This is a genomic window from Hydrogenophaga sp. PAMC20947, from assembly GCF_004795855.1.
In the GTDB taxonomy this organism is placed as follows: domain Bacteria; phylum Pseudomonadota; class Gammaproteobacteria; order Burkholderiales; family Burkholderiaceae_C; genus Hydrogenophaga.
The window spans coordinates 2,339,116-2,362,364 of the sequence record NZ_CP039252.1; the positions used below are offsets into that span (position 1 = coordinate 2,339,116).

Sequence of the window (23,249 nt, forward strand, 5' to 3'; positions counted from 1 at the left end):
TTCAAACAACATGGCCACCATTCTTCAAAACCTGCCACTGAATCAAAAAGTCGGTATCGCCTTTTCTGGCGGTCTGGACACCTCTGCTGCACTGCTCTGGATGAAACAAAAGGGTGCGATCCCTTACGCCTACACCGCCAATCTCGGCCAGCCCGACGAGCCTGATTACGATGAAATCCCACGCAAAGCCAAGGAATACGGCGCCGAGCAAGCCCGCCTGATCGACTGCCGCTCGCAGCTCGCGGCCGAAGGCATTGCCGCCCTGCAGTGCGGTGCCTTCCACGTGACCACCGCTGGCGTGACCTACTTCAACACCACGCCGCTGGGCCGCGCTGTGACCGGCACCATGCTGGTCTCGGCCATGAAGGAAGACGATGTCAATATCTGGGGTGATGGCTCGACCTACAAGGGCAACGACATCGAGCGTTTCTACCGCTACGGCCTGCTGGCCAACCCCAGCCTGAAGATCTACAAGCCCTGGCTCGACCAGCTGTTCATCGATGAGCTGGGTGGCCGAAGCGAGATGAGCGCCTTCATGACGGCCAACGGTTTTGGCTACAAGATGAGTGCCGAAAAGGCCTACAGCACCGACAGCAACATGCTCGGCGCCACGCACGAAGCCAAAGATCTGGAGTTCCTGAACAGCGGCATGAGCATCGTCAACCCCATCATGGGTGTGGCGTTCTGGAAAGACGAGGTTGAGGTCAAGCGCGAAACCGTGACGGTGCGTTTTGAAGAGGGGCAGCCCGTTGCCCTCAATGGCGAGACTTTTGACAGCCTGGTCGATCTGATCCTCAAGGCCAATGAGATCGGTGGCCGCCACGGCCTGGGCATGAGCGACCAGATCGAGAACCGCATCATCGAAGCCAAGAGCCGCGGTATCTACGAAGCGCCTGGCCTGGCCATGCTCTACATCGCATACGAGCGGCTCGTGACGGGCATCCACAACGAAGACACGATCGAGCAATACCGCATGAACGGCCTGAAGCTGGGCCGCCTGCTGTACCAGGGCCGCTGGTTTGATCCACAAGCCCTGATGCTGCGCGAAACGGCTCAGCGCTGGGTGGCCCGCGCCATCACCGGCGAAGTGAGCATTGAGCTGCGGCGTGGCAACGACTACTCGATCATGAACACCGAGAGCCCCAACCTGACCTACGCGCCCGAGCGTTTGTCCATGGAAAAAGTGGAAGACGCGCCTTTCACGCCCGCCGACCGCATTGGTCAGCTCACCATGCGCAACCTCGATATCGTGGACACGCGGGCCAAGCTCGGCATTTACGCCAAGACCGGCCTGCTCTCGCTGGGAGAAGGCGCCGACATGTTGAAGCTGGACAACGACAGCAACAAATCCTGATCGATCCCGAGGAAAGCCTCAACTGACCCGATCCGAAAAATAATGGCCTGACAGGGCAAGCCTGTCAGGCCATTATTTCGTGGACGAAGCACTTCAGTTGCGGTAGATACCAGCGTTGGGACCCTGGACAAACCAGGCGCCGTCTTTGCCCAGTTCTGCGAGTTCCATGCGAACTTCGGCGCGGGTCAATCCGTTGGCGCCATTCATGGCACGCTTTTCTCGCCTGGAGCTGGACTCGCCGTACGCCAGCGTACCGGCGGCCTGTGCCTGGCGCAGCTCCGCAATCACTTCGGCACGCGTCTTGGATGCGCCTGAGGTGGATACGGTGTCGAAGCCATAAATTTGGCCGTTGCCCGGCATGGCCGAAGCGGCAAAAGCGGTGGTGGCGAGCAAGGTAGCGATAACAAACGATTTCATGGTGATTCCAATCTGAACAAGTTGACAAAAGACTTCCGGGTGCCTGGACTGGCATGGCCTGTTTGCGGCCCCCTTGATCTCAGTACGCCTTGATCAACCGATTGGATTCACCTTTTTTAATCAGTCGCATTTTTAGCCGTGATGAGGGTGCTTGTGCGGGTGCTCACAACCCGGCGCTGTGCCTCAGCCGCACGAGCGTTTGTGCCACCGCCCGACTCTCGCTGAGATCGGTCGCGGTGCCCTCCTGCGCGGTGGATGCAAACGCACGCACCATCTCAACGTACTGATTCACCGGCGCCAGTTCGTGGGCAGTGGCCTTGTCGCTGGTGCCGCCATCCATGCACTGGCGCACCGACACGCGCGCCGGGGCATTGAACGGCACGGCCAGCTCGGCCCAGCCCCGTTCACCCAACACACGCACGCCCTGGTGTGCCGCCGACTGGGTCGAAACGTAAAACTGCAGGCAGGCGTCACCACCCCAGCCGAGCTCGCCGTGGGCATGAACATCCGTTCCCCATTGCGCATGGTTGGTGGCGCGCAGGCGCACATGGTCCGGCTCGCGGCCGAACAGCCAGATGCCTGCGAACACCGCGTAGCACCCGATGTCCCAGAGCGCGCCGCCGCCAAGATCGGCCCGGTTGCGGATGTTGGCCGGATCGCGGTTGTCGTAGGAAAAGCCGATCTGCACCGAGCGCAATGCGCCCAGCGGCAGATCTCGCAGCATGTGCCATTGCGGGTGGTGACGCACCATGAATGCCTCTTGCATGTGGCGCTGAGACTGCTCTGCGGCAGCTTGCACTGCATCGACTTCCGCCACCGTCAGCGCCATTGGCTTTTCGCACAGCACGTGTTTGCGAGCCTCCAGCGCGCGCAACGTCCAAGGCACATGCAGGTGATTGGGCAGCGCGATGTAGACCGCGTCGACCTCGGAGTCGGCCAACACCGCCTCGTAGCTTCGCCAGCGCACGCCAGGCAAGCCGGGAATCTGCTCCGCTCCCGGTTCGCGGCTGCCAACCACCGCGATCTCATGTCCGGCCTCCAGAATCGCTGGTGCGAGTTGGGTGCGGGCAATCTTGCCCCACCCGAGAATGCCAAATTTCATTGTCAAACTCCGGAGGTGTTCAGAGCACCACGGGCTCCGGCTCCAGCATGATGCCAAAACGTTCGTACACACTGGTCTGAATCGCTTTGGCCAGCGTCATCACTTCGCCCCCCGTACACGGCTGCTTGGGTCCACCTTTGTTGACCAGCACCAACGCCTGTCTCTCGTAGACCGCTGCATTGCCCACGCTCTTGCCCTTCCAGCCACAGGCGTCGATCAGCCAGCCTGCGGCGAGCTTGATGCTGCCATCGGCCATGGGGTAGTGCACCACCTTGGGTTCGCGCGCAATGATGTCGGCACACTGCTCAAGGCTGACGGTGGGGTTTTTGAAGAAACTCCCCGCGTTGCCGATCACCGCAGGGTCGGGCAGCTTGGCACGGCGGATCGCCACCACCCAGTCAAAAACCTGCTGTGCGTCGGGTTGGCTGATGCCCGTCTCGGTCATCTTGCGCTCCAGATCCAGGTAGCCCAGCACCGGCTTCCAGGGCTTGGGCAACAGGAATCGAACACGGGTGATGATGGCCCGCCCAGCCAAGCCGAAGCTGCGCTTGTCGGAGGGCGCGTGTTTGAAGACCGAGTCGCGGTAGCCAAAGCCGCACTGGGCCGCATCGAGCGAGAAAGACTGGCCGGTGACCAGGTCCACCGCATCAAGTGAATGGAATCGGTCTTGAAGCTCCACACCATAGGCACCGATGTTCTGAACGGGCGAAGCCCCCACCGAACCCGGGATCAAAGCCATGTTTTCCAGGCCAGGCCAGCCCTGGGCCAAGGTCCAGGCGACAAAGGCATGCCAGTTTTCACCCGCGCCGGCCTCGATCAGCCAGCCCTTTTCGGTTTCTTCCACCAGCCGCTGCCCCGCGATCTCGACCTTCAAGATCAGGGTTTTGACATCCCCGGTGATCACCAGGTTGCTGCCGCCGCCCAGCACAAACACCGGGGCATCCGGCGAAGGTGGAACCCAGCCAGGCAGGGCCCTCCAGGCCGTGAGATCGTCCTCATGGCGAACGCGAATGAGGCTTTGTGCACGGGCAGCAATGCCAAAAGTGTTGAGTGGCTGCAGGGCCACGTTGTTCTCGACTAACATGACTGTATTGTCTCATTCACGTACTTCCGAAAGTCTCCCATGCCCTCTTTTGACACCGTTCTTGAAGCCGATCTTGTTGAAGTCAAAAATGCCGTGGACCAGGTAGCCCGGGAAGTCGGCACCCGTTTTGATTTCAAAGGCACCAGCGCCGCCATTGAATTGAAAGAAAAAGACATCACTTTGTTTGGTGATGCCGACTTTCAACTGCAGCAAGTCGAAGAAGTGCTGCGCAACAAGCTGGCCAAACGCAACGTCGATGTGCGCTTCCTGGACATGGGCAAGGTCGAGAAAATCGGTGGCGATAAAGTCAAGCAAGTGGTCACTGTCAAAAACGGCATCAGCAGCGAAGATGGCAAGAAGATCCAGCAGGCCATCAAGGGCGCCAAACTCAAAGTGCAAGGCGCCATTCAGGGTGACGCGGTGCGGGTAACAGGCGCCAAGCGCGACGACCTGCAAGCCGCTATGGCGCTCATACGCTCAGAGATGAAAGACCTGCCCCTGTCGTTCAACAACTTCAGAGACTGACCTCCCTCCTCCGCGCCCTGGAAAAACCCTTCATGCTCACGCGCTCTCTACTCTCCATCGCTCTGGTGTTTGCCGTGCAAGCGGCATCTGCGCAGTCGGTTGCGCTCTCGGGCGTCGCGGGAAGCAAAGCCTTGCTGGTGATCGACGGTTCGGCACCACGCTTCATGAGCCCGGGGCAGACACACATGGGCGTGACCCTGGTCGCCACGGAGAGCGAATCGGCGACGGTGGCCATCGACGGCCAGCGCCAGACCTTGCGTGTAGGTGGGGCACCTGTCAGCGTTGGCAGTCGAGGTGCTGCGGCCGGATCGGGTCAACGCATCGTCATGACCGCTGATTCACGGGGTCATTTCATGCCGCAGGGCCAGATCAATGGCAAATCGGTGCAGTTCATGGTGGACACCGGGGCCACCGGCATCGGTATCGGTGAGCCCGAAGCACGCCGCATCAACCTGAAATACGACCACGGCCAGAAGGTGCAGATCAACACCGCCAACGGTTCCGTCGTCGGCCACGTGATCCGGCTGGACACCGTGCGCATTGGCGAAGTGGTGGTTTACGACGTGCAAGCGGTGATCAGTCCACAGGCCATGCCCTATGTGCTGCTTGGCAACACCTTTCTCACCCGCTTCCAGATGCAACGCACCAATGACCAGATGACCCTGGAGAAGCGCTTCTAAGGCGAGGCCGGCCCCATGCGTTTGCCCGCTGGCTCATGTTCCATCACTTTTGCGCAGCGGTCACCACAATTTCGATGTGCCAGCCCGCATCGGCCAGAGGCGCCTGCACCGATGCCCGAGGCGGCGCGGTGCCCGGGACCACCCAGGCGTCCCAAATTTCGTTCATGGCGCCGATTTCACTGATATCGCTCAGGTAGATCTGGGCGCGCAGAATGCGCGACTTGTCGCTGCCCGCCTCGATCAAGCGTTGTTCCACCTGGGCCAGAACATCTTCCGTCTGCCCGCGAATGTCGGTGTCGCCGCGCTCGGGCACCATGCCCGCCAGGTACACCACACCATTAAAAATGGCGGCTTCGCTGTAACGCGCAGCCACCCCTTGTCGCACCAGTCCCTGTGTCATGATTTTTTCGTTCCCAGTTTGCTTTCTTTGCCTGCAATCAGGCGGTTGATGTTTTCGGTATGGCGCCAGACCAGCAGCAACCCCATCACGGCCAAGCTCAACACCAGCGCATTGGGCGCCTCCCAGGCCACGCCATCACCGAGCAGGAAAAAGAAGGGTGCAAAAACCGCCGCCACGATGGATGCCAGCGACGAATACCGAAAGAAAAAAGCGATGATGACCCAGGTGGCGAGGGCGGCCAGCCCCAGCCAGGGCTGGAAACCCACGATGACGCCCGCTGCTGTGGCCACCCCCTTGCCACCTTCAAAGCGGAAAAAGACCGGGTAGAGGTGGCCCAGGAATGCCGCCAGCCCCACCAATGCAACCGTGCCATCACCCAGCCCCCAGGCACCGCCCCACCCGGCAACGGCCACCACGGGCAGCCAGCCCTTCAAGGCGTCCAGCAACAGCGTGACCACTGCGGCGGCCTTGTTGCCCGAGCGCAGCACGTTGGTCGCACCAGGGTTCTTGCTGCCGTAGGTGCGCGGATCGTTCAGCCCCATACCGCGGCTCACCAGAACGGCAAACGACAGCGAGCCGATCAGGTAGGCGATCACGGTGGCCAACACAGGGTACACAGCTTCCAAGTTCAACTCCTCAGTGAAATCCGATCCGGCTGATTCCACACGCATCTCGCGCGCATGGAGCCGGCACAACCGTCCTATTCTGCCAGCGCGCAGCTGACTGGCTTGGCGCCCAGCGGGCCTGCGAGCACCGCAGGTGCCAGACCCACCAGGTAACCACGCCGCCCACCGTTGATCCAGATGGTCGGCAAGTCCAGCACCGAGGCCTCCACCCAGATCGGCATCTCGCGCTTGAGCCCAAACGGCGATGTGCCGCCCACCAAATAGCCGCTGTGCCGGTTCGCCACCTCGGGTTTGCAGGGTTCAACCGATTTGACCCCGATCTGGCGCGCCAGGTTTTTGGTGGACACCGTGCGGTTGCCGTGCATCAACACCGCCAGCGGCTTGGCAGCTTCGTCTTGCATGATCAGGGTTTTGACCACGGCATACGGGGCCAGCCCGAGCACCTGGGCACTGTGCTGCGCGCCGCCATGCTCCAGGTATTCATAAGGATGCTCGGTGAACACCACGCCGTTCGCCTTCAACCAGGCTGTGGCCTGCGTCTCACTCACATGATTTTTCTTGGCCATAAAGAGTTAAAAACTGCGAGGCGAAGGGCCTGATACAGGGCGCCGCGAAACGCGGCTGTACCAGGCTGCCAGCGCTGCCCCTTTGAGGGGGTAGCGCGCAGCGTGGCAGGGGTGAGCCAACGTCATTGAGCCGGATCCCGCACTTCCCAACGCAACTTGTCGATTTCACCCAGCAACTCGGTCGACAGTTTGGTGCCCCAGGCGTCCAGACACTGATCGAGCTGAGCCACCGAAGTCACGCCAATGATGGTGCTGGCCACGCGCCAGTTGGTATAGCAAAACGCCAGCGCCATCTGGGTGGGCGACAAACCGAATTCTCGTGCCAGTGCGTTGTAGCGCCGTGCGGTCGCCAGCGATTCAGGGCGGCCCCAGCGCTGCTTGCGCACCGATTCGTACAGGGCCATGCGCCCCGCGTCGCCAACCAGCCCCGTGGTGTCGTATTTGCCCGTGAGCAGGCCAAAACCCAACGGGGAATAGGCCAGCAACGACACGCCCAGACGATGGCAGGTCTCGTCCAGACCGTTCTCGTAGCTGCGGTTGATCAGGCAATAGGGGTTCTGAACAGTTTCCACACGTGGCAGGCCATGTTGCTCCGCCAGACGCACAAACTCGTGGACACCGTACGGCGTTTCGTTGGACAACCCGACCGCGCGAACCTTGCCGGCCTTCACCAGCTCAGCCAGTGCCTCCAGCTGCTCGTGAATTGACAGGCAAGGCTTGTCTCGCGTCGGGTCGAAATACAAAGCCCCAAAAGCCGGCAGGTTGCGGGCAGGCCAGTGAATCTGGTAGAGGTCGATCACGTCGGTCTGCAGGCGGCGAAGGCTTTCGTTACACGCATCGATGATGCCGGCCTTGGTGACCTCGCCTCGAACCCAGGGCATGCCGCGTGCGGGCCCGGCTACCTTGGTCGCCAGCAGCAGTTTTTCTCGCGCGCCAGGGTGCTGCGCGAACCAGTTACCGATGATGGTTTCCGTGGCACCGCAGGTCTCGGCTTTGGCCGGTACCGCGTACATCTCGGCGGTATCGATGAAATTGACGCCACGCTCCAGCGAGCGATCCAGGATGGCGTGTGCGTCGGCCTCATTCACTTGCTCACCAAAGGTCATCGTGCCCAGGCAGATCGGGGTGACGTGCAGCGCAGAGGCGCCCAGTTGAACGGTCTTCATGCAGATCGCTTTCATTCAAGAATGCAGACGGGTGGAAAGCCAGGCGCTCCAAGGCCTGGCACAGTCATCAGTTTAGACCCCGAACCTTGGAACCGGGGTCGCATCCAGCTCGGCATTGAACTGCGGTTCGCAGGTTGACGTCCGGGCCAAGCCCGAAGGGCTCCCGCAGCGCAAGGCCGTTTCTTTGCCAACCCACGCCCAAAAATGAACCCTTAAGAATGCATGAAATGGGCCATAAATTCCAAAAAAATACTCAAAAGTTCTATTCACACTCAACCAACTCATGCATCATCGACCGGACATGCCCTCCCGGGGAGGCGCCCCAGACGGGCCAACCCAGGATAAAAACATGGAGGCCCCTTGCTGGACTGACGGCAGGGATGGTGCGTTGGGGTTCAGTCGATCTGTTCGCCGCGTGGTTTATTTGAAGGAACAGATCATGGGTTCAACCCGAATTTTTCATGGCGCCCTGAAGGGCGGCCTAGCACTGGCTTGTGTTTGGCTGACGGCCTGCACCGCCCCGCTGATGGGGACTCCGGAGACACCGGCTCAGGCCAGTGCGGCAGACACTCCCGCCTCGGCAGCGACGGCAGATACGATGTCGGCTGGCATGCGCAGCCAGCTCACTGAATTGCGCAAGGACCTCACGGAAGCGGGAGTCACGGTGGGGGAAACACCCGAAGGCCGCATCAAACTGAACATTCCCTCCGACATTTCCTTCGGATTGGGTCAATCCACGGTCAGCCCGTCGTTTGCCCAGGTGCTCGATGTGTTCGCTGAGAGCCTCAACAGGCACCCCAAAACAGCCATCGAAATCGTGGGCCACACCGACAGTTCGGGCACCGATGCGATCAACCTGCCCCTGTCGAAACAGCGAGCCGATGGCACGCGAGACTACCTGGTCGGGCGCCAGGTGGCCGCCGAGCGTTTCAGCACCCAGGGCTGGGGCCCCGACCAACCCATTGCCGACAACACGACCGCAGACGGGCGTGCGATGAACCGGCGTGTGGAAGTGTTCGTGGCCGATCTCTGAACCTGGAGGGCTTCGGCCCACATTCCCCTGGTTCGCTTCAGGCCTTGGCCGCCAGCGCTGCCTCCCGGTAGCGCGCTTCTTCCTGAAGCCTCAAAACGCGCCGCTGCACCTTGCCCGTGGTGGTCATGGGCAGTGCATCGACGTATTCGATCTCTTTGGGGTATTCGTAAGGGGCCAGCTTGCCTTTGACATGCGCCTGCAGTGCCACGGTGAGCGCCTGCTCAAAGTTGCCCGGATCCGCCCCGTGGCCGGGCAGTCGCGCCAGGTATTCTTGCGCCAGCACCACATAGGCCTTCACCACTGCGCCCCGCTCCGCATCGGGTTTGGGGACCACAGCTGCATTCGCCACAGCCGGGTGCTTCACCAGACAATTTTCGATCTCGCTGGGTCCGATGCGGTAGCCCGCGGCCTTGAACACGTCATCCGCCCGCCCCTGGTACCAGAGATAGCCATCGGCATCGCGGATGGCCATATCGCCTGTACGGCACCAGCTGTTGGCGGGGTCACCCGTGTATTTGCTGCGGGTTGCAGCTTCGTTTTTCCAGTACCCCAGGAAAAAAATAGGGTCGGCATCCCCGTGGCGGTCCAGCCGGTGCACCGCTACATCACCTGGCACACCCGAGGCGCACTCGTTGCCTTCGTCATCGATCACCGCCACCCGATGACCCGGGTAGCCCTTGCCCATGGACCCCGGTCGCGCCGGGTACAAGCGCGCGCAATTGCCCACGATGTAGTTGATTTCGGTTTGCCCGAACATTTCGTTGACCGTCACCCCCAGTTGCTGCTCGCAGTAGGCAAACACCGCGTCGCCCACTGCCTCGCCCGCGCTCATGATGGCCTGTAACCGCAGTTGGTGCTGCTGCCGGGGCTCGGGCACGGCTTTCATCATGGCCTTGAGCGCGGTGGGGAAGAGGAAGGTGTGGGTCACGCCATGGCGCTCCATCAACCCATACGCCACCTGAGGGCTGAAGCGGCCGTTGAACGCCACGATGGACCGGCCGAAATACAAGGTGGGCAACAAGGCGTCCATCAGCCCCCCTGTCCAGGCCCAGTCGGCCGGCGACCAGAAAACAGCTTCGGAAGGCTTCTTGACATCGAAGGGATCAAAACCGAACCAGTTCTGGCTGCACACAAAACCCGTGAGGTTGCCGATCAATGCCCGGTGGGGAATCAACGCGCCTTTGGGGTTGCCGGTGGTGCCGCTGGTATAGATCAGCACAGCTGGCTCCTCCGCCAGCGTGCGCACAGGCTCAAATTCACTGGGCTCCTGGGCCAGCACCGCAGCCCAATCCAGCGCCGAGGCCCCAGATTGCCGGGCGCCCACGCCAATCACCGCGTGCAGTACCGGGCACTCGCCGCTCACAGATTGCACAGCGGCCAGCGTGCTGCCGTCGCACAAAGCCACCTGGGCCTCGCTGTCGTGCAGACGAAACGCCAGCGCCTCGGGGCCGAACAGCTGCGACAAAGGCATGCCCACGGCCCCCATCTGCAACACCGCCATGTAGGCCACAGCCGTCTCGAAACGCTGGGGCATCACGATGGCCACCCGATCGCCGCGCCGCACGCCCAGGGCATGCAGGGCATGTGAGAGGCGGTTGGCCTGCTGCTGCAGTTCGCGGTAACTGTGTAAGCGGTCTGGGCGATCCGAGCCCGTGGCAATCACAGCCACGCGGTCGGCCGTTGAAACATCCTCGGCCCAGCGGCGGGAACAGGCCTCGGCCATGTTGAAATGCTCGGGGACCGACCAGCCAAAACCGGCATGCAGCGCCTCGTATGTGTCAGCCTTGCTCCCTGCCCCGTGGGCCGGCCGTCGGAGGCCGCCCCGCTGGCTGCCCTTGTCTCTGCCATGACTCTTCTGCATCGCCGGTCTCCAAAGGTGTCTTTATGATGGCTTGAATGTACCAAGCCCAGAAGCCCTTCCGTAGCTCGTTTATCCCCGTGCGGGACCACCGATACCATGTGCTGCAATGGGGCGAGCCCCAGCCAGGGCAGGTGCCGCTGGTGCTGGTCCACGGCTGGATGGATGTAGCCGCTTCGTGGCAATTCATGGTGGATGCCCTGGCCGAACAACGCTGGATCATCGCCCCCGACTGGCGGGGATTCGGGCAAAGTTGCCGCCTGGACGAGATCGACCCAAGCTCCACATCCCATGTCGACGGCTACTGGTTCCCCGATTACATGGCCGACCTGGATGTGCTGCTCGATCATTGGGTGGGCGACCAACCCGTGGACTTGGTGGGCCACAGCATGGGCGGCAACGTGGCCATGATGTACAGCGGTGTGCGGCCTCAGCGCATCCACCGCTTGGTGAATCTTGAGGGTTTTGGCCTGGCGGCCACCCGGCCCGCGCAAGCGCCCGATCGCTATGCCAAATGGATGGACGAGGTCAAGGCGTTGCGCCAGGGCGAAAAGGCGCTCAAAGACTACGACTCGGCAGAGGGTGTGGCCAAACGCCTGATGAAAACCAACCCGAGGCTGGCCGTGGGCAAGGCCGAATGGCTGGCCCGGCAGTGGGCCGCACCCGATGCCAATGGCCGCTGGGCCATTCAGGGGCACCCCGCCCACAAAATCTCCAATGCCAACCTGTACCAGGTTGAAGAGGCCCTGGCTATTTACCGCCGCATCACGGCGCCGGTGTTGAGCGTGACAGCGAGCGACGACAGCCTCTCACAATGGTGGAAAGGGCAGTTCACGCTGGCCGAATACCAGGAGCGCCTCAAGAATATCGAGGACGTCCGCTCCGCCGTGATTGACGATGCCGGACACATGCTCCACCACGACCAGCCTCAGGCCCTGGCCACGCTGATTGAGCGCTTTCTGGCCGCTTGACGGCGATCAAGGCGCCAGGCAAGCCGCCTTGATATCGACCCAGGTCTGGTCGTAACGACCGGTCGGGTCGGTGTGCAGGTTGCTGTGTTCCAGCGGCCACTCAGCCCAGTGCTTGGGCTCCGGCGCGTGATTGAACAAACGCCGGCCCAACCGCATGGGTATCACTTTGTCGAATTCCCCGTGCAAAAACCACACCGGCGTTGGAATATCGCCAATGTGGTCTATCGCCCGCATTTTTTCTCTCCCCAGCGCCACCAGCCAGCGGCCGGGCCACCCGGCCGCTTCATAGGCCACATCCGAAAAGCTGGTGAGGGCACTCTCCAACACCACCCCGCAAACCACATTTTCGCCTTGAGACTTGAGCTTGGCGGCGAGTTTGATGGCCACGGCAGATCCCATGGAGTGGCCGTAAATCACCCAGCGCACAGGCCGAGGCGGTGACCCTGTCGAAGTGGAAGTTTCATCCCGAAGAGCTTGCCAGACGGCCATGGCGTCTTCGTCGATTGAGGCTTCACTGGGCAGCACCACGCTGGAAATACCCCAGCCACGGTAGTCGGGCAGGAACACGTCCAGACCGGCCCTGTGCATGGCCGCGGTTTTGGGCAGATTTCGAAAGGCGTGCCTGAACGTGCCGTGCAAGTACAGGACCCGAACCGGGCTGACCTCACCCGGGCTGGCCAGCACGCTCAACACCGCCACTTGCTGATGGCCGGGCGGAACCACGACCGAGAAGGACGTCACATCTGGTCGCTCGGCCAGCAAGCGCTCCCAGGCCTGGGCACCCTGAACAGGCGTAGGTCTGTACACTTTCGTTCGGCTCCACTGGTCGTACCCCGCGCAGCCGCTCAGCAGGCTGAGCCACACCAGGCCCAAAATCCAGGCGGCCGAACGCGACCGGGAAACCGGACCTGATGGCTGCAACAGCAAGTGCAACGACTTCAACAAATATCCAAAGAGCATCCGCATGGCATCGCATCGTAGGGCATGGGCCCGCTCCATCACCGCTGCGGCCCTGCTGAGCGGGCTGTCCGCAGCCGCGATGGCCGACGACAGCCTCTGCCCCGGGTTGGCCCAGGCCCTGCAAGCGCCACCTGGATCCGGTGATCGCGAAGTATTTTTTTCGAACTACACCCGGCACTGGTCACCTTCAGAGGCGCACCACCGGGTTCATGCCGTGAGCCTCCGGCAAGGCCTTGTGGACCGCAACTTCTGCGGCATGAGCCTGTTCACCAATTCATTTGGGCAGCCATCGCTCTACGTTTTCGTGGGAAAGACCTTCCCCGACATCGTCCCGTCCATTCCGAAGCTGTTTGCTTCGGTCAGCGCTGGCTTGCTTTACGGCTATACCTACCCCTACGAGAACAAGGTACCCCTCAATTTCCACGGTTTCTCTCCGGCTGTGGTGCCCACGCTGGGATACCAGCTCACGCCCGACATCGCCCTGGAGACCCAGTGGCTGGGCTTCGCTGCGGTGATGGTGGGCGCCAGCTGGCGGTACTGACCTCGCTGGGGGCACCGCTGCACCCGATGCTTCTGTCGGTCAGTTGTCCCCGCGCGCCAGTGCATGAGAAAATGGGCGATCTTTGCATCACCGAACACCAGAAAGCACCCCATGGAAGCCGAACGCACCAACACCATCCGCAATTCACTCACCGACCTGACCGCAAGGGTCGGCGAGTTACGGAGGTATCTTTGACTACGATGCCAAAGCATCCAAGTTAAAGGAAGTTGAGTCCGCGCTACAAGACCCCACGGTCTGGAACGATCCCAAGCGCGCGCAAGATCTGGGCCGCGAGAAAAAATCGCTGGAAGACGTGGTGGTGGTGCTCGACCGCCTCAGCGTTGAGCTCACAGACAACAGCGAGCTGTTCGAAATGTCCGAGGCCGACGGCGACGAAGCCGGGCTGATCACCATCGAGGGCGAAACCGCCAAGGTGTCGGCTGAAGTCGAGAAGCTCGAATTCCGGCGCATGTTCAACAACCCGGCCGATCCGTTGAACTGTTTCCTGGACATCCAGGCCGGCGCGGGCGGCACCGAGGCTTGCGACTGGGCGAGCATGTTGCTGCGCCAGTACCTGCGCTATGCCGAGCGCAAAGGCTTCAAGACAACGATCGAAGACGAATCCGCTGGCGACACCGTGGGCATCAAGGGCGCCACCATCAAGATCGAAGGCGACTACGCGTTTGGCCTGCTGCGCACCGAAACTGGCGTGCACCGGCTGGTGCGCAAGAGCCCTTTCGACTCATCGGGCGGCCGTCACACCTCGTTCGCCTCGGTGTTTGTGTACCCCGAAGTCGACGACTCTATCGAGATCAACATCAACCCCTCTGATGTGCGCACCGATACCTACCGCGCCTCGGGCGCCGGTGGTCAGCACATCAACAAGACCGACTCGGCCGTGCGCCTGACCCACATTCCCACGGGCATTGTGGTGCAGTGTCAGGACGGTCGAAGCCAACACGGCAACCGGGATGTGGCGTGGAAGCGTTTGCGCTCGCGCCTGTACGACCACGAGTTGCGCAAACAGCAGGAAGAGCAGCAAAAGCTGGAAGACACCAAAACGGACGTGGGCTGGGGTCACCAGATTCGCTCGTATGTGCTGGACAACAGCCGCATCAAGGATTTGCGCACCAACGTGGAAATCTCTGCGACACAAAAAGTGCTGGACGGCGACCTGGACGCCTTCATCGAAGCTTCGCTGAAACAAGGGGTCTGATCCCCATCGCACTGGTCGTATGTACCCTTTTGGGGCGGCCAGCGCGATCCGACATTTGAAATGGAATCCGCATGAGTTCACTGCGTGAAGGCAATCCCACCGTGGTCCGTCGTGAAGACTACACACCACCTGCCTACTGGATCGATACCGTCGACCTGAGCTTCGACCTGGATCCCGTCAAGACACGGGTGCTCAACAAGATGAGCCTGCGCCGCAACGGCGATGTGCCTGCGCAGCCCTTGCGACTCGCCGGAGAAGACCTGAATCTGGCCCGCGTGCTGGTCAACGGCGCTGGGTGTTCGTTCAAGATGGACGGCGAGACCTTGGTGCTGGAAAACCTGCCGGAGGGTGATGAGCCCTTCAATCTGGAGATCTTCACCACCTGCGCGCCCGAGAAAAACACCCAGCTCATGGGTTTGTATGTGAGCGAGGGCACGTTTTTCACGCAGTGCGAAGCCGAAGGCTTCCGCCGCATCACCTATTTCCTCGACCGCCCCGATGTGATGGCGAGCTACACCGTGACGCTGCGGGCCGACAAGGCCAAGTTCCCGGTGCTGTTGTCCAACGGCAATCTGGTGGAAGAAGGCAATCTGCCCGACGGGCGCCATTTCGCCAAGTGGGTCGACCCCCACAAAAAGCCCTGTTACCTGTTTGCCCTCGTTGCAGGACAGCTGGTGTCGCGCAACCAGCGCATCCTCACCCGCTCGGGCAAAGAACACTTGCTGCAGATCTATGTGCGCCCCGGTGATCTGGAGAAAACCGAGCACGCCATGAACGCGCTGATCCACAGCGTGATCTGGGACGAAGTGCGCTTTGGTTTGCCGCTCGATCTGGAGCGCTTCATGATCGTGGCCACCAGCGACTTCAACATGGGCGCGATGGAGAACAAGGGCCTCAACATCTTCAACACCAAATACGTGTTGGCCAGCCCCGCCACCGCCACCGACGTGGACTTCTCCAACATCGAGTCGGTCGTTGGGCACGAATACTTCCACAACTGGACCGGCAACCGCGTCACCTGCCGCGACTGGTTCCAGCTCTCGCTGAAAGAAGGTCTCACGGTGTTCCGTGACCAGGAATTCAGCATGGACATGTGCGCTGAACCCTCAGCACGCGCCGTCAAGCGCATCGAAGACGTGCGGGTGTTGCGCACGGCGCAGTTTCCCGAAGACGCCGGTCCCATGGCGCACTCGGTGCGGCCCGACACCTATGTCGAAATCAACAATTTCTACACCGTCACCATCTATGAAAAAGGCGCCGAGGTCATCCGCATGGTGCAGACCCTGGTCGGTCGCGACGGGTTCGCCCAGGGCCTGAAGCTCTACTTCGAGCGCCACGATGGCCAGGCCGTTACCTGTGACGACTTCATCCAGGCCATGGCCGATGCCAACCCCAAAACCGAGCTGGCCAAACAGCTGACCCAGTTCAAACGCTGGTACAGCCAGGCCGGCACGCCCGTGGTCAAAGCCAAAGGGGTTTACGACGCTGCCCAGCGCCAGTACACGCTGGAACTCAGCCAGACCTGCGCCCCCACGACCGGCCAGGACCACAAAGAACCCTTTGTGATCCCGGTCGCGCTCGGCCTGTTGGACGCTTCGGGCGCTGCCATCCGCTTGCAGCGCGCCAGCGACGGCGCCGACCTGGGCCTCAACCACACCTTTGTGCTCAGCGAAACCAGCGAGACGGTGACATTTGACAATGTCGACGCCGAGCCGGTGCCGTCCATCTTGCGCGGATTCTCCGCACCAGTGGTGCTCGATATCGACCTCACAGACGCTCAGTTGCTGGCCTTGCTTGCCCATGACAGCGATGCCTTCAACCGATGGGAAGCGGGCCAGCGCCTCGCCTTGCGGCTGGCGCTGGCCGCTGTGCGCGCTGACGGCCCGGCCATCTCCGAGCCACTCGATGCGGCTTACCTGGAAGCCATGCGCAGTGTGCTGCGCCATGCGGATCTGGACGCGGCCTTCAAGGAACTCGTGCTCACCTTGCCCAGCGAGACCTACATCGCCGAGCAGCTGGACGTGGTCGATCCGCAGCGCATCCACGCGGTGCGGGAAACCATGCGCAAACAGCTGGCACTGGCGCTGCAAAGCGACTGGGCATGGGCGTTCGACCACCACCAGGACAGCGGCGCTTACCAGCCCGACGCCACCAGCGCAGGCCGACGCGCCCTCACCGGCCTGTCGCTCAACATGTTGTGCCTCGCAGCGGACCCGGACGGCAATCCCGTGTGGCCCGGCAAAGCCTTGCAGCGCTTCAAAGACGCCAGCAACATGACCGACCGCTTCAACGCCCTGCAGGCGCTGGTGAGCAGCGGCCAGCCGCTCGCTCAGGACGCCTTGGCCCGCTTCCATGCCCTCTTCAAAGGCGACGCCTTGGTGATCGACAAGTGGTTTGCCCTGCAGGCCGGTGCACCAGACCGCAACGGACACATCCTGCCCGCCGTGCGCCAGCTCATGAAGCATGCCGATTTCCAGATGAAGAACCCGAACCGCGCGCGCAGTGTGATCTTCAGTTACTGCAACGCCAACCCAGCCGCGTTCCACCGCGCCGATGCCGCAGGCTATGTGTTCTGGAGCGAACGCGTGATGGAACTCGACGCCTTCAACCCGCAGGTGGCCGCGCGCCTGGCACGCGCACTGGACCGCTGGAAAAAGCTGGCCGAGCCTTACCGCAGCGCCGCCCGTGAATCCATCGCCCGTGTCGCCGCCAAGCCCAACCTCAGCAACGACGTGCGTGAAGTGATCACGCGCGCCCTGGCCGACTGAGTCGGCTCGCTCACTGCATCATCTACACACAGGATTCCCATGGGAAAAAAAATCTCTCTATCCCGGTACCTCGTTGAACAGCAACGGGTCGACGGCCACATCCCCGGCGACCTCCGCTTGCTGCTTGAGGTGGTGGCCCGCGCTTCCAAAAGCATCGCACAGGCCGTCAACAAAGGCGAACTGGGCGATGTCATGGGGTCTGCCACCACAGAAAACGTGCAAGGCGAGATGCAGAAAAAGCTCGACATCATCGCCAACGAGGTGCTGATCGAAGCCAATGAATGGGGTGGCCACCTGGCCGCCATGGCCAGCGAAGAGATGGAAGGCATCTACGTGGTGCCCAACCGTTACCCCCAGGGCGAATACCTGCTGCTGTTTGATCCCCTCGATGGCTCTTCCAACATCGATGTGAACGTCAGCATCGGCATGATTTTCAGCGTGCTGAAAAAGCCCGAAGGCGCACGCGGTGTGACCGAAGGCGACTTCTTGCAGCAAGGCTGCAAGCAAGTGGCTGCTGGCTACTGCGTGTTCGGCCCGCAGACCACCCTGGTGCTCACCGTGGGCGACGGCGTGGCGATGTTCACGCTGGACCGGGAACAAGGCTCCTTCGTGCTCATCAAGGAGCACGTGAAAATTCCGGCCGATACCCAGGAATTCGCCATCAACATGAGCAACATGCGCCACTGGGACACCCCCGTGAAGCGCTATATCGACGAATGTCTTGCCGGCCAAGAAGGCCCGCGCGAGAAAGATTTCAACATGCGCTGGATCGCCAGCATGGTGGCCGATGTGCACCGCATCCTGACCCGCGGCGGCATTTTCATGTACCCATGGGACAAGCGCGAACCCGGCAAGCCAGGCAAGCTTCGCTTGATGTACGAAGCCAACCCCATGAGCTGGCTGATCGAACAGGCCGGCGGCGCGGCAACCAACGGACGCGAACGCATCCTCGACATCCAGCCAACCAAGCTCCACGAGCGGGTCAGTGTGATTCTGGGTTCAAAAAACGAAGTCAACCGCCTCACGGGCTATCACACCGAGCTATAATCGTAGGATTGCCGGTGTAGCTCAGTCGGTAGAGCAGCTCATTCGTAATGAGAAGGTCGGGTGTTCGATTCATCTCTCCGGCACCACTCTTAAAAGCCCCTCGCTGTCATGGTGAGGGGCTTTTTCTATGTAGCTGACGTGTAACCATCGCGATTATTACCCCAAGCACTCGCTCTACACAAGCGCGATGCGAAGCTCACTTCAGTCTGGCGGACGCACGAAGGAGTAAGTTTGATTTGCCTACACCTACTCTCTAGGCCCTCTTTTTTCCAAGGCGTTCTCGACCTCGGCTAAGCGCTCTAAAGTCAAACTGGGATCTTTGGCTGCAAGTTCGAGAAAAAGGTTTCCTTCCTTGAGGAAAAGCTTGGCAAAGAATCCTCTTCGTAGGCCTCTATTTGAATGTCTAAGTGTCGCATCCCGGATGATTGCATAGACTCCAGACGGTACCCATTGTTCATGGCCAGGACGGCCATGAGAGAGTTGGTACAAAGTCTGATGCAACCCACCGGAGAGCTTCCATGATGATTGCCTTGCACAAGAACGCGCGAACAACGCCCGCCATCCGTGCCGAGATCGCTTCCAGCAGCGCCAGTGCGGCCAGCCTGGCTCAGCGCTTTGGCATCACCGAAGCCACGGTCTACAAGTGGAAGAAGCGCTCCACCTTTCAGGACTGCTCGCACACGGCGCACCGCCTTCAAACCACCCTGACACCCGCCCAAGAGCGCGTGGTCGTGGAGCTGCGCCGCACCTTGCTGCTGCCGCTGGACGACTTGCTGGCGGTCACCCGCGAATTCATCTGCTCCAAGGCGACCCGTTCGGGCCTGGACCGGTGTTTGCGCCGCCATGGGCTGGGTGGGCTTCCCCCAGTTTCCCGGACACATCCAATGACATGATGTGTTCAGGAGATAGGTATGACAAGAACCCGAAGGAGCTTCACGGACGAGTTCAAACGTGAGGCAGTGAAGCTGTGCAAGCAGCCAGGAGCCACGGTCACGAACATTGCGCGGGACTTGGGTATCCAGACCAGCGTGCTCAGGCGGTGGGTCACCCAGGAACGTGGCGGAGTGTTGGACCTTAGGCCGAACCGGCCGCTTCGCAGTGAGGCCGCCACTGAGGTGGAGCGGCTGCAACGCGAACTACGCCGCGTGACCACGGAGCGCGACATCCTAAAAAAAGCGCTCGGCTACTTTGCAAAGGACCCGCAGTGAAGTACGGCTTCATCGCGCGGCATCGTAGTGTCTGGCCCACCCGCACCATGTGTCGGGTTCTGGCGGTCTCCCACAGCGGCTTCTACGAATGGATGGACAGAGCGCCGAGCCAGCGCAGCCAAGACGACGCCAGGCTCACCCGCCTCATCCGAGAGAGCTTCGAACTCAGCGACCGAACCTACGGCAGTCCACGCGTCTGGCACGACCTTCGAGCGCTGGGGGAGACCTGTGGGATGAATCGGGTCATCCGGCTGATGCACCTGGCCAAGCTGCAAGCCCGCCACAAGCGACGCAGGCTACCTGGTGATACGGGCAGCAGGCTTGAGAACCATATCGCGCCCAACCATCTGCAGCGCGACTTCGAGGCCAGTGGTCCGAACCAAAAGTGGGTGGCTGACTTCACCTACATCTGGACGGCTGAGGGCTGGCTGTATGCGGCAGCGGTGATGGACCTGTACTCACGCCGCATCGTGGGGTGGTCGATGAGCGACACCATGCAGGCCAAGATGGTGAGCGACGCTTTGTTGATGGCCCTTTGGCGGCGCGGCAAACCCAGCTCGCTGATGCATCACTCGGACCAGGGCAGCCAGTACACCAGCGACGACTTCCAGCGGTTGCTCAAGGCACAAGGCATCACCTGCAGCATGAGTCGTCGAGGTGAATGCTGGGACAACGCTGCGATGGAGAGCTTCTTCTCGTCGATGAAGACCGAACGGCTCAGCCGCAAGGTCTACCGGACAAGGGAAGAAGCCAGGTCCGACGTGTTCGACTACATCGAGCGCTTCTACAACCCGGTGCGTAAACACTCAAAGCTAGACTTCCTCAGCCCAGTCAACTTTGAGCAAGGCTTAATGGGCTAAGCAAACCGTCCGGGAAACTGGGGGAAGCCCACGGCTTCACGATGCCAAGTAGCAAAAGTATGCCGCAAGTCATGCCATCGAAAATCGACTATCTCTGCTCTCTTCAGCGCATTGCGCCACGCCTTTGTGTTGACCTGGACGATGGGACTGCCTTCGTAGGTGAACACATTAATTGAATGACCACCTTGCCGCTTGAGCAAGACCGCCAGTGCCGCCTCATTCAATGGCACCGCGTGAGCACTGCCGTTTTTGTGCTGGTCCGCCCCCACCCATAAATGCCGCCGCTCCAAGCTGATTTGGCGCCATTGCAACCCGGCCACGTTCGCCTGCCTCAGACCAGTGGCAACAGAAAACTGTGCCATATCGGCTAGGTGCTCCGGCAACTCAGCCAGCAGCCTTGTGAACTCTGCCCGAGTCAGTGAGCGCAAACGCCCCCCGTTGTCTCGCATCATGCCGACCTTGGGCACACGGTCCAGCCATTCCCATTCGATGCAGGCCCGCCTCAAGATGGTTCGCACCAAGGCCATGTAGCGATTGGCCGTGGCCGGAGCCATGCCGTTTGCTCGCACTGCGCGCACCTGATCCAACAATGCTCGGTTGATATCTGCGAGGTCTTTCCCCCCTAGATGTGGGTGGAACCAGCGCAGCATGGACTTGTCCCATTCGTGGGTGCGCTTGTGACTCGTTTCCTCCAAGAACTTGGCCGCAGCTTCGTCCCATGTATGGCTAGGACGTACACCCAGCTTGTCTTGCTCCCAGCGCTCACCTTGCAGCTTGTCGTGGTACTGCTGCGCCTGCCTTTTGTTGGCCGTGGCCGTGCTTTGCATCAAGGGTTTCAGCTCACCCTTGATTGGTGAAAATTTGACCCAGTAATACGGCGAGTCTTTGCGTTTGTAGAGGGTCATGACGACGCCCTCCCCACAGCACGATCCAGCATCATCGGGTCTTGCCTGACGTGATAACTGAACGGCTCAATGCGCTTCGGAATGCCCGGTCGAACCAGTTGATTGACCACTTCGGCATAGTCGCCCCCGGCCACCGCCAGCATCAAATTGACCACCTTGCCGCAACTCACACTCGCATTTTCAACCGCCCGGTCATAGGCGATCTGTGCACCTTTGGAAACCGTCTTGATCGTGGATTGCACCTCGTCAAGAACGATCAAGCAAGGATAAGCACCGGCCAGATATTGACCAGGGCGTGTGAGCACGTCATAGGGAATATGCCGATCCTGCGCCCGCCATTCGACTTCGATGCGCGTCCATGGGCTGGTGGTGTCCCCGAGCTGCTTTCCCTTCTCGTAGCACCGCGCATATTTGCCGCTGGCCCGCGACCCAATGCCAATGGTTCGCCCCTTGGTTGAATCTTCGCCATCAAGCCAATCACCGAAGCATTCAGAACGAGGCTTGCGCCCGCCAGCGTTGAACCCCTCGGAACGGTACTGATCGACCGCCCATGCGATGCTGACCAGCTTGCCTTCGTAGTCGTCATAGGCAACATCGGCCCGTTTGATGGATGCGCGATGCGTCTCCATCCATGCCTGCAAAGCTGCCCAGTCGTTGACCATTGAGCAGCCCTGCCCCATCAACGAAAAGAACACCCGCCCGCGTTGACTCTCCCCTCCCCATGCGATGACGGCGACCCCATCACCAATGCGCGCAGAGTATCGAAACCCGAACAAGCCGCGGCGATTTTCAACGGTCTCAATGGGCAAGAATTGCTGCATCTGTTCGATGACCCAGACGTAGGATTTTTCGTCTGGAGGTACGACAGAAAACGCCAGCGCATCGAGGAACGCAACATTGACAGGGACAGTTTCAACAGGGTCAAGATGGCGAACAACACGGACACCATCAGGCCCACCTGACCGAAGCTCGATCCGCTCGCCGGTACCGAAAATTTCACCACTGTCTACCGGATGCCTCTCGGCTACATTCTTTCCCCCCGTGGTTACTACACGGGGTCGAGGCTGTTGCTCTGCTGCGCTCCCGCAGGTGCGGGCGTCCGCCTCGCCCGGCGTGACCGCAGCAGAGGACCTATCGAAAACTGAATTGGGTGCTTGGAAATGTTCCATGCGAACTCCTGAGAAGGGTTCGCTCTAGCCATGCAGCAGCGAACCCGGTTGAGGGATTCGCAAACGCATTCGTAGCTAGTTGCCGGCCTCAGACCATATAGGCCACACGAGGATTCTTTCGCGACAGAGCGTTTTGTGACCGGGACACCAGACCCGTTATTTGCTACGTGAATGCTACGCGAACCACTCGGTGGTGGTCAACAGGTGTTGCTAATTCACGTCGGGACAGCATCCGAGTCGTTGGGGTCGAAGTCCTCAGGCGCACGAAACGAGTACGTCACGCGCCTAGCTTCCGCGTCGTAGTTGACAACCACTTTGAAGCGAGAGCCGATGAGACTGCGCAGCATCGGGTCGTCGGAAAGCTGATCCGCGATGCCCATCACGTAAGGCTGTGCATGATCAGGCGCTAGTGGAATCGTCGCCTTCTTCTTCATTGCGCACCCCATTGCCTTTGGCGGTATGACCTGGAGAGCATGCTCTGTTTTGTTGATCATGGCGCGCAACAGAAGCACACGCACGCCACCGCTGTACTCCGCGCCATGCCTCTACACAGGCCACATCCGTAACAGCCGCAGCGCTTCGCTCCATGGGGGCCACAGCCCCCATACCCCCAATGAAACCGCGACTTCCAGCCTCGAAAATCCGTTCAGTCATGCGTAACTCCTTCGTTGCCATTGACAGCAAAAAATGGGTTACGCGCCTGTGTCTCACTGGGGAGACCTACCGGGAGAGCCCTTCGTAATGAGAAGGTCGGGTGTTCGATTCATCTCTCCGGCACCACATTGAAACCCCG

The 23,249-nt window shown here is 60.9% G+C and carries 22 protein-coding genes, 1 tRNA gene and 1 pseudogene; 12 read left to right on the forward strand and 12 right to left on the reverse strand.

Annotation, left to right across the window (positions count from 1 at the left end; all coding sequences use genetic code 11):
* Positions 1-10: 10 nt before the first annotated feature.
* Positions 11-1,354: an argininosuccinate synthase gene (argG, locus tag E5678_RS10480; RefSeq protein WP_136178473.1), complete on the forward strand. Its 1,344-nt coding sequence runs from the start codon at positions 11-13 to the stop codon at positions 1,352-1,354.
* Positions 1,355-1,447: 93 nt separating this feature from the next.
* On the opposite strand, the gene E5678_RS10485 is transcribed toward argG, so the two are convergent.
* The 3 genes from E5678_RS10485 to murB form a co-directional block, all read right to left on the reverse strand.
* Entirely contained in the window at positions 1,448-1,771 is a 324-nt protein-coding gene (locus E5678_RS10485; RefSeq protein WP_136178474.1) for a DUF4148 domain-containing protein, read from the reverse strand.
* A 163-nt stretch (positions 1,772-1,934) separates the two neighbouring features.
* Positions 1,935-2,873, reverse strand: a complete 939-nt coding sequence (locus E5678_RS10490) for a Gfo/Idh/MocA family oxidoreductase (protein WP_136178475.1) — start codon at positions 2,871-2,873, stop codon at positions 1,935-1,937.
* Positions 2,874-2,892: 19 nt separating this feature from the next.
* Entirely contained in the window at positions 2,893-3,957 is a 1,065-nt protein-coding gene (gene murB / locus E5678_RS10495; protein ID WP_136178476.1) for a UDP-N-acetylmuramate dehydrogenase, read from the reverse strand.
* Between the two features lie 39 nt (positions 3,958-3,996).
* Here murB and E5678_RS10500 point away from each other — a divergent pair, with 39 nt between their 5' ends.
* Together E5678_RS10500 and E5678_RS10505 are read left to right on the forward strand one after the other, a co-directional pair.
* Positions 3,997-4,482, forward strand: coding sequence for a YajQ family cyclic di-GMP-binding protein (locus tag E5678_RS10500; RefSeq protein ID WP_136178477.1), 486 nt, complete (start codon positions 3,997-3,999; stop codon positions 4,480-4,482).
* A 32-nt stretch (positions 4,483-4,514) separates the two neighbouring features.
* Positions 4,515-5,162 (forward strand): TIGR02281 family clan AA aspartic protease, encoded by a 648-nt coding sequence (locus tag E5678_RS10505; protein ID WP_136178478.1) that lies wholly within the window; start codon positions 4,515-4,517, stop codon positions 5,160-5,162.
* Between the two features lie 43 nt (positions 5,163-5,205).
* On the opposite strand, the gene E5678_RS10510 is transcribed toward E5678_RS10505, so the two are convergent.
* The 4 genes from E5678_RS10510 to E5678_RS10525 form a co-directional block, all read right to left on the reverse strand.
* Positions 5,206-5,562 (reverse strand): RidA family protein, encoded by a 357-nt coding sequence (locus tag E5678_RS10510; protein ID WP_136178479.1) that lies wholly within the window; start codon positions 5,560-5,562, stop codon positions 5,206-5,208.
* Positions 5,559-6,188 carry a glycerol-3-phosphate 1-O-acyltransferase PlsY gene (gene plsY, locus E5678_RS10515; protein WP_136178480.1) on the reverse strand — a complete coding sequence of 210 codons (630 nt, stop codon included), beginning with the start codon at positions 6,186-6,188 and terminating at the stop codon, positions 5,559-5,561. The genes E5678_RS10510 and plsY overlap by 4 nt, the downstream gene beginning before the upstream one ends.
* Before the next feature lie 74 nt (positions 6,189-6,262).
* Positions 6,263-6,754 carry an aminoacyl-tRNA deacylase gene (locus E5678_RS10520; protein WP_136178481.1) on the reverse strand — a complete coding sequence of 164 codons (492 nt, stop codon included), beginning with the start codon at positions 6,752-6,754 and terminating at the stop codon, positions 6,263-6,265.
* Positions 6,755-6,876: 122 nt separating this feature from the next.
* Positions 6,877-7,920 carry an aldo/keto reductase gene (locus tag E5678_RS10525; protein ID WP_136178482.1) on the reverse strand — a complete coding sequence of 348 codons (1,044 nt, stop codon included), beginning with the start codon at positions 7,918-7,920 and terminating at the stop codon, positions 6,877-6,879.
* Between the two features lie 439 nt (positions 7,921-8,359).
* Here E5678_RS10525 and E5678_RS10530 point away from each other — a divergent pair, with 439 nt between their 5' ends.
* Positions 8,360-8,953, forward strand: coding sequence for an OmpA family protein (locus E5678_RS10530; protein ID WP_168708539.1), 594 nt, complete (start codon positions 8,360-8,362; stop codon positions 8,951-8,953).
* A 37-nt stretch (positions 8,954-8,990) separates the two neighbouring features.
* On the opposite strand, the gene E5678_RS10535 is transcribed toward E5678_RS10530, so the two are convergent.
* Positions 8,991-10,676, reverse strand: coding sequence for an AMP-binding protein (locus tag E5678_RS10535; RefSeq protein WP_247597017.1), 1,686 nt, complete (start codon positions 10,674-10,676; stop codon positions 8,991-8,993).
* A 173-nt stretch (positions 10,677-10,849) separates the two neighbouring features.
* On the opposite strand from E5678_RS10535, the gene E5678_RS10540 reads away from it, so the two are divergent.
* On the forward strand, positions 10,850-11,782 hold the full coding sequence (locus tag E5678_RS10540; protein WP_136178485.1) for an alpha/beta hydrolase: 933 nt from the start codon (positions 10,850-10,852) through the stop codon (positions 11,780-11,782).
* 6 nt (positions 11,783-11,788) lie between these two features.
* Here E5678_RS10540 and E5678_RS10545 read toward each other — a convergent pair whose 3' ends face one another.
* Positions 11,789-12,589 (reverse strand): alpha/beta fold hydrolase, encoded by an 801-nt coding sequence (locus E5678_RS10545; RefSeq protein ID WP_168708540.1) that lies wholly within the window; start codon positions 12,587-12,589, stop codon positions 11,789-11,791.
* A 157-nt stretch (positions 12,590-12,746) separates the two neighbouring features.
* Between E5678_RS10545 and E5678_RS10550 the strand changes: the two genes are divergently transcribed.
* The 7 genes and pseudogenes from E5678_RS10550 (at position 12,747) to E5678_RS10580 (ending at position 20,382) form a co-directional block, all read left to right on the forward strand.
* Positions 12,747-13,283 carry a hypothetical protein gene (locus E5678_RS10550; protein WP_136178487.1) on the forward strand — a complete coding sequence of 179 codons (537 nt, stop codon included), beginning with the start codon at positions 12,747-12,749 and terminating at the stop codon, positions 13,281-13,283.
* 111 nt (positions 13,284-13,394) lie between these two features.
* A protein-coding gene (gene prfB / locus E5678_RS10555; protein WP_136178488.1) for a peptide chain release factor 2 occupies positions 13,395-14,499 on the forward strand; the annotation gives its coding sequence in 2 pieces (ribosomal slippage) (positions 13,395-13,475 and positions 13,477-14,499; 1,104 coding nt in all).
* Between the two features lie 71 nt (positions 14,500-14,570).
* Positions 14,571-17,267 (forward strand): aminopeptidase N, encoded by a 2,697-nt coding sequence (pepN, locus tag E5678_RS10560; RefSeq protein WP_210732024.1) that lies wholly within the window; start codon positions 14,571-14,573, stop codon positions 17,265-17,267.
* 39 nt (positions 17,268-17,306) lie between these two features.
* Entirely contained in the window at positions 17,307-18,314 is a 1,008-nt protein-coding gene (locus tag E5678_RS10565) for a class 1 fructose-bisphosphatase (RefSeq protein WP_136178489.1), read from the forward strand.
* 10 nt (positions 18,315-18,324) lie between these two features.
* Positions 18,325-18,400 (forward strand) — tRNA-Thr (locus tag E5678_RS10570).
* 432 nt (positions 18,401-18,832) lie between these two features.
* A pseudogene (locus E5678_RS10575) lies at positions 18,833-19,168 on the forward strand (IS481 family transposase); the annotation flags it as partial.
* Positions 19,169-19,225: 57 nt separating this feature from the next.
* Positions 19,226-20,382, forward strand: a protein-coding gene (locus tag E5678_RS10580; protein ID WP_136177497.1) for an IS3 family transposase whose coding sequence is annotated in 2 segments (ribosomal slippage) — positions 19,226-19,493 and positions 19,493-20,382 — 1,158 coding nt in all. Because the reading frame shifts where the segments join, the coding sequence is not laid out codon by codon here.
* On the opposite strand, the gene E5678_RS10585 is transcribed toward E5678_RS10580, so the two are convergent.
* The 3 genes from E5678_RS10585 to E5678_RS10595 all read right to left on the reverse strand — a co-directional run bounded on the left by E5678_RS10585 (position 20,379) and on the right by E5678_RS10595 (position 22,950).
* On the reverse strand, positions 20,379-21,287 hold the full coding sequence (locus E5678_RS10585; protein ID WP_136178490.1) for a site-specific integrase: 909 nt from the start codon (positions 21,285-21,287) through the stop codon (positions 20,379-20,381). The two genes, E5678_RS10580 and E5678_RS10585, sit on opposite strands and share 4 nt — an antisense overlap.
* On the reverse strand, positions 21,284-22,456 hold the full coding sequence (locus E5678_RS10590) for a replication initiation factor domain-containing protein (RefSeq protein WP_136178491.1): 1,173 nt from the start codon (positions 22,454-22,456) through the stop codon (positions 21,284-21,286). Before E5678_RS10590 ends, E5678_RS10585 begins: the two co-directional genes overlap by 4 nt.
* Positions 22,457-22,671: 215 nt before the next feature.
* A complete protein-coding gene (locus E5678_RS10595) occupies positions 22,672-22,950 on the reverse strand; it encodes a hypothetical protein (RefSeq protein WP_136178492.1) in 279 nt (92 codons plus the stop codon).
* Positions 22,951-23,249: the final 299 nt, after the last annotated feature.

Coding starts and splice junctions, on each gene's coding strand:
- E5678_RS10565 (WP_136178489.1), top strand. CDS start 17,307: ATGGGAAAAAAAATCTCTCTATCCCGGTACCTCGTTGAACAGCAACGG.
- murB (WP_136178476.1), bottom strand. CDS start 3,957: ATGTTAGTCGAGAACAACGTGGCCCTGCAGCCACTCAACACTTTTGGC.
- E5678_RS10520 (WP_136178481.1), bottom strand. CDS start 6,754: ATGGCCAAGAAAAATCATGTGAGTGAGACGCAGGCCACAGCCTGGTTG.
- E5678_RS10595 (WP_136178492.1), bottom strand. CDS start 22,950: ATGATCAACAAAACAGAGCATGCTCTCCAGGTCATACCGCCAAAGGCA.
- E5678_RS10505 (WP_136178478.1), top strand. CDS start 4,515: ATGCTCACGCGCTCTCTACTCTCCATCGCTCTGGTGTTTGCCGTGCAA.
- E5678_RS10535 (WP_247597017.1), bottom strand. CDS start 10,676: ATGGCCGAGGCCTGTTCCCGCCGCTGGGCCGAGGATGTTTCAACGGCC.
- E5678_RS10500 (WP_136178477.1), top strand. CDS start 3,997: ATGCCCTCTTTTGACACCGTTCTTGAAGCCGATCTTGTTGAAGTCAAA.
- E5678_RS10590 (WP_136178491.1), bottom strand. CDS start 22,456: ATGGAACATTTCCAAGCACCCAATTCAGTTTTCGATAGGTCCTCTGCT.
- E5678_RS10490 (WP_136178475.1), bottom strand. CDS start 2,873: ATGAAATTTGGCATTCTCGGGTGGGGCAAGATTGCCCGCACCCAACTC.
- E5678_RS10585 (WP_136178490.1), bottom strand. CDS start 21,287: ATGACCCTCTACAAACGCAAAGACTCGCCGTATTACTGGGTCAAATTT.
- E5678_RS10550 (WP_136178487.1), top strand. CDS start 12,747: ATGGCATCGCATCGTAGGGCATGGGCCCGCTCCATCACCGCTGCGGCC.
- E5678_RS10525 (WP_136178482.1), bottom strand. CDS start 7,920: ATGAAGACCGTTCAACTGGGCGCCTCTGCGCTGCACGTCACCCCGATC.
- pepN (WP_210732024.1), top strand. CDS start 14,571: ATGAGTTCACTGCGTGAAGGCAATCCCACCGTGGTCCGTCGTGAAGAC.
- argG (WP_136178473.1), top strand. CDS start 11: ATGGCCACCATTCTTCAAAACCTGCCACTGAATCAAAAAGTCGGTATC.
- E5678_RS10540 (WP_136178485.1), top strand. CDS start 10,850: ATGTACCAAGCCCAGAAGCCCTTCCGTAGCTCGTTTATCCCCGTGCGG.
- E5678_RS10510 (WP_136178479.1), bottom strand. CDS start 5,562: ATGACACAGGGACTGGTGCGACAAGGGGTGGCTGCGCGTTACAGCGAA.
- E5678_RS10530 (WP_168708539.1), top strand. CDS start 8,360: ATGGGTTCAACCCGAATTTTTCATGGCGCCCTGAAGGGCGGCCTAGCA.
- E5678_RS10485 (WP_136178474.1), bottom strand. CDS start 1,771: ATGAAATCGTTTGTTATCGCTACCTTGCTCGCCACCACCGCTTTTGCC.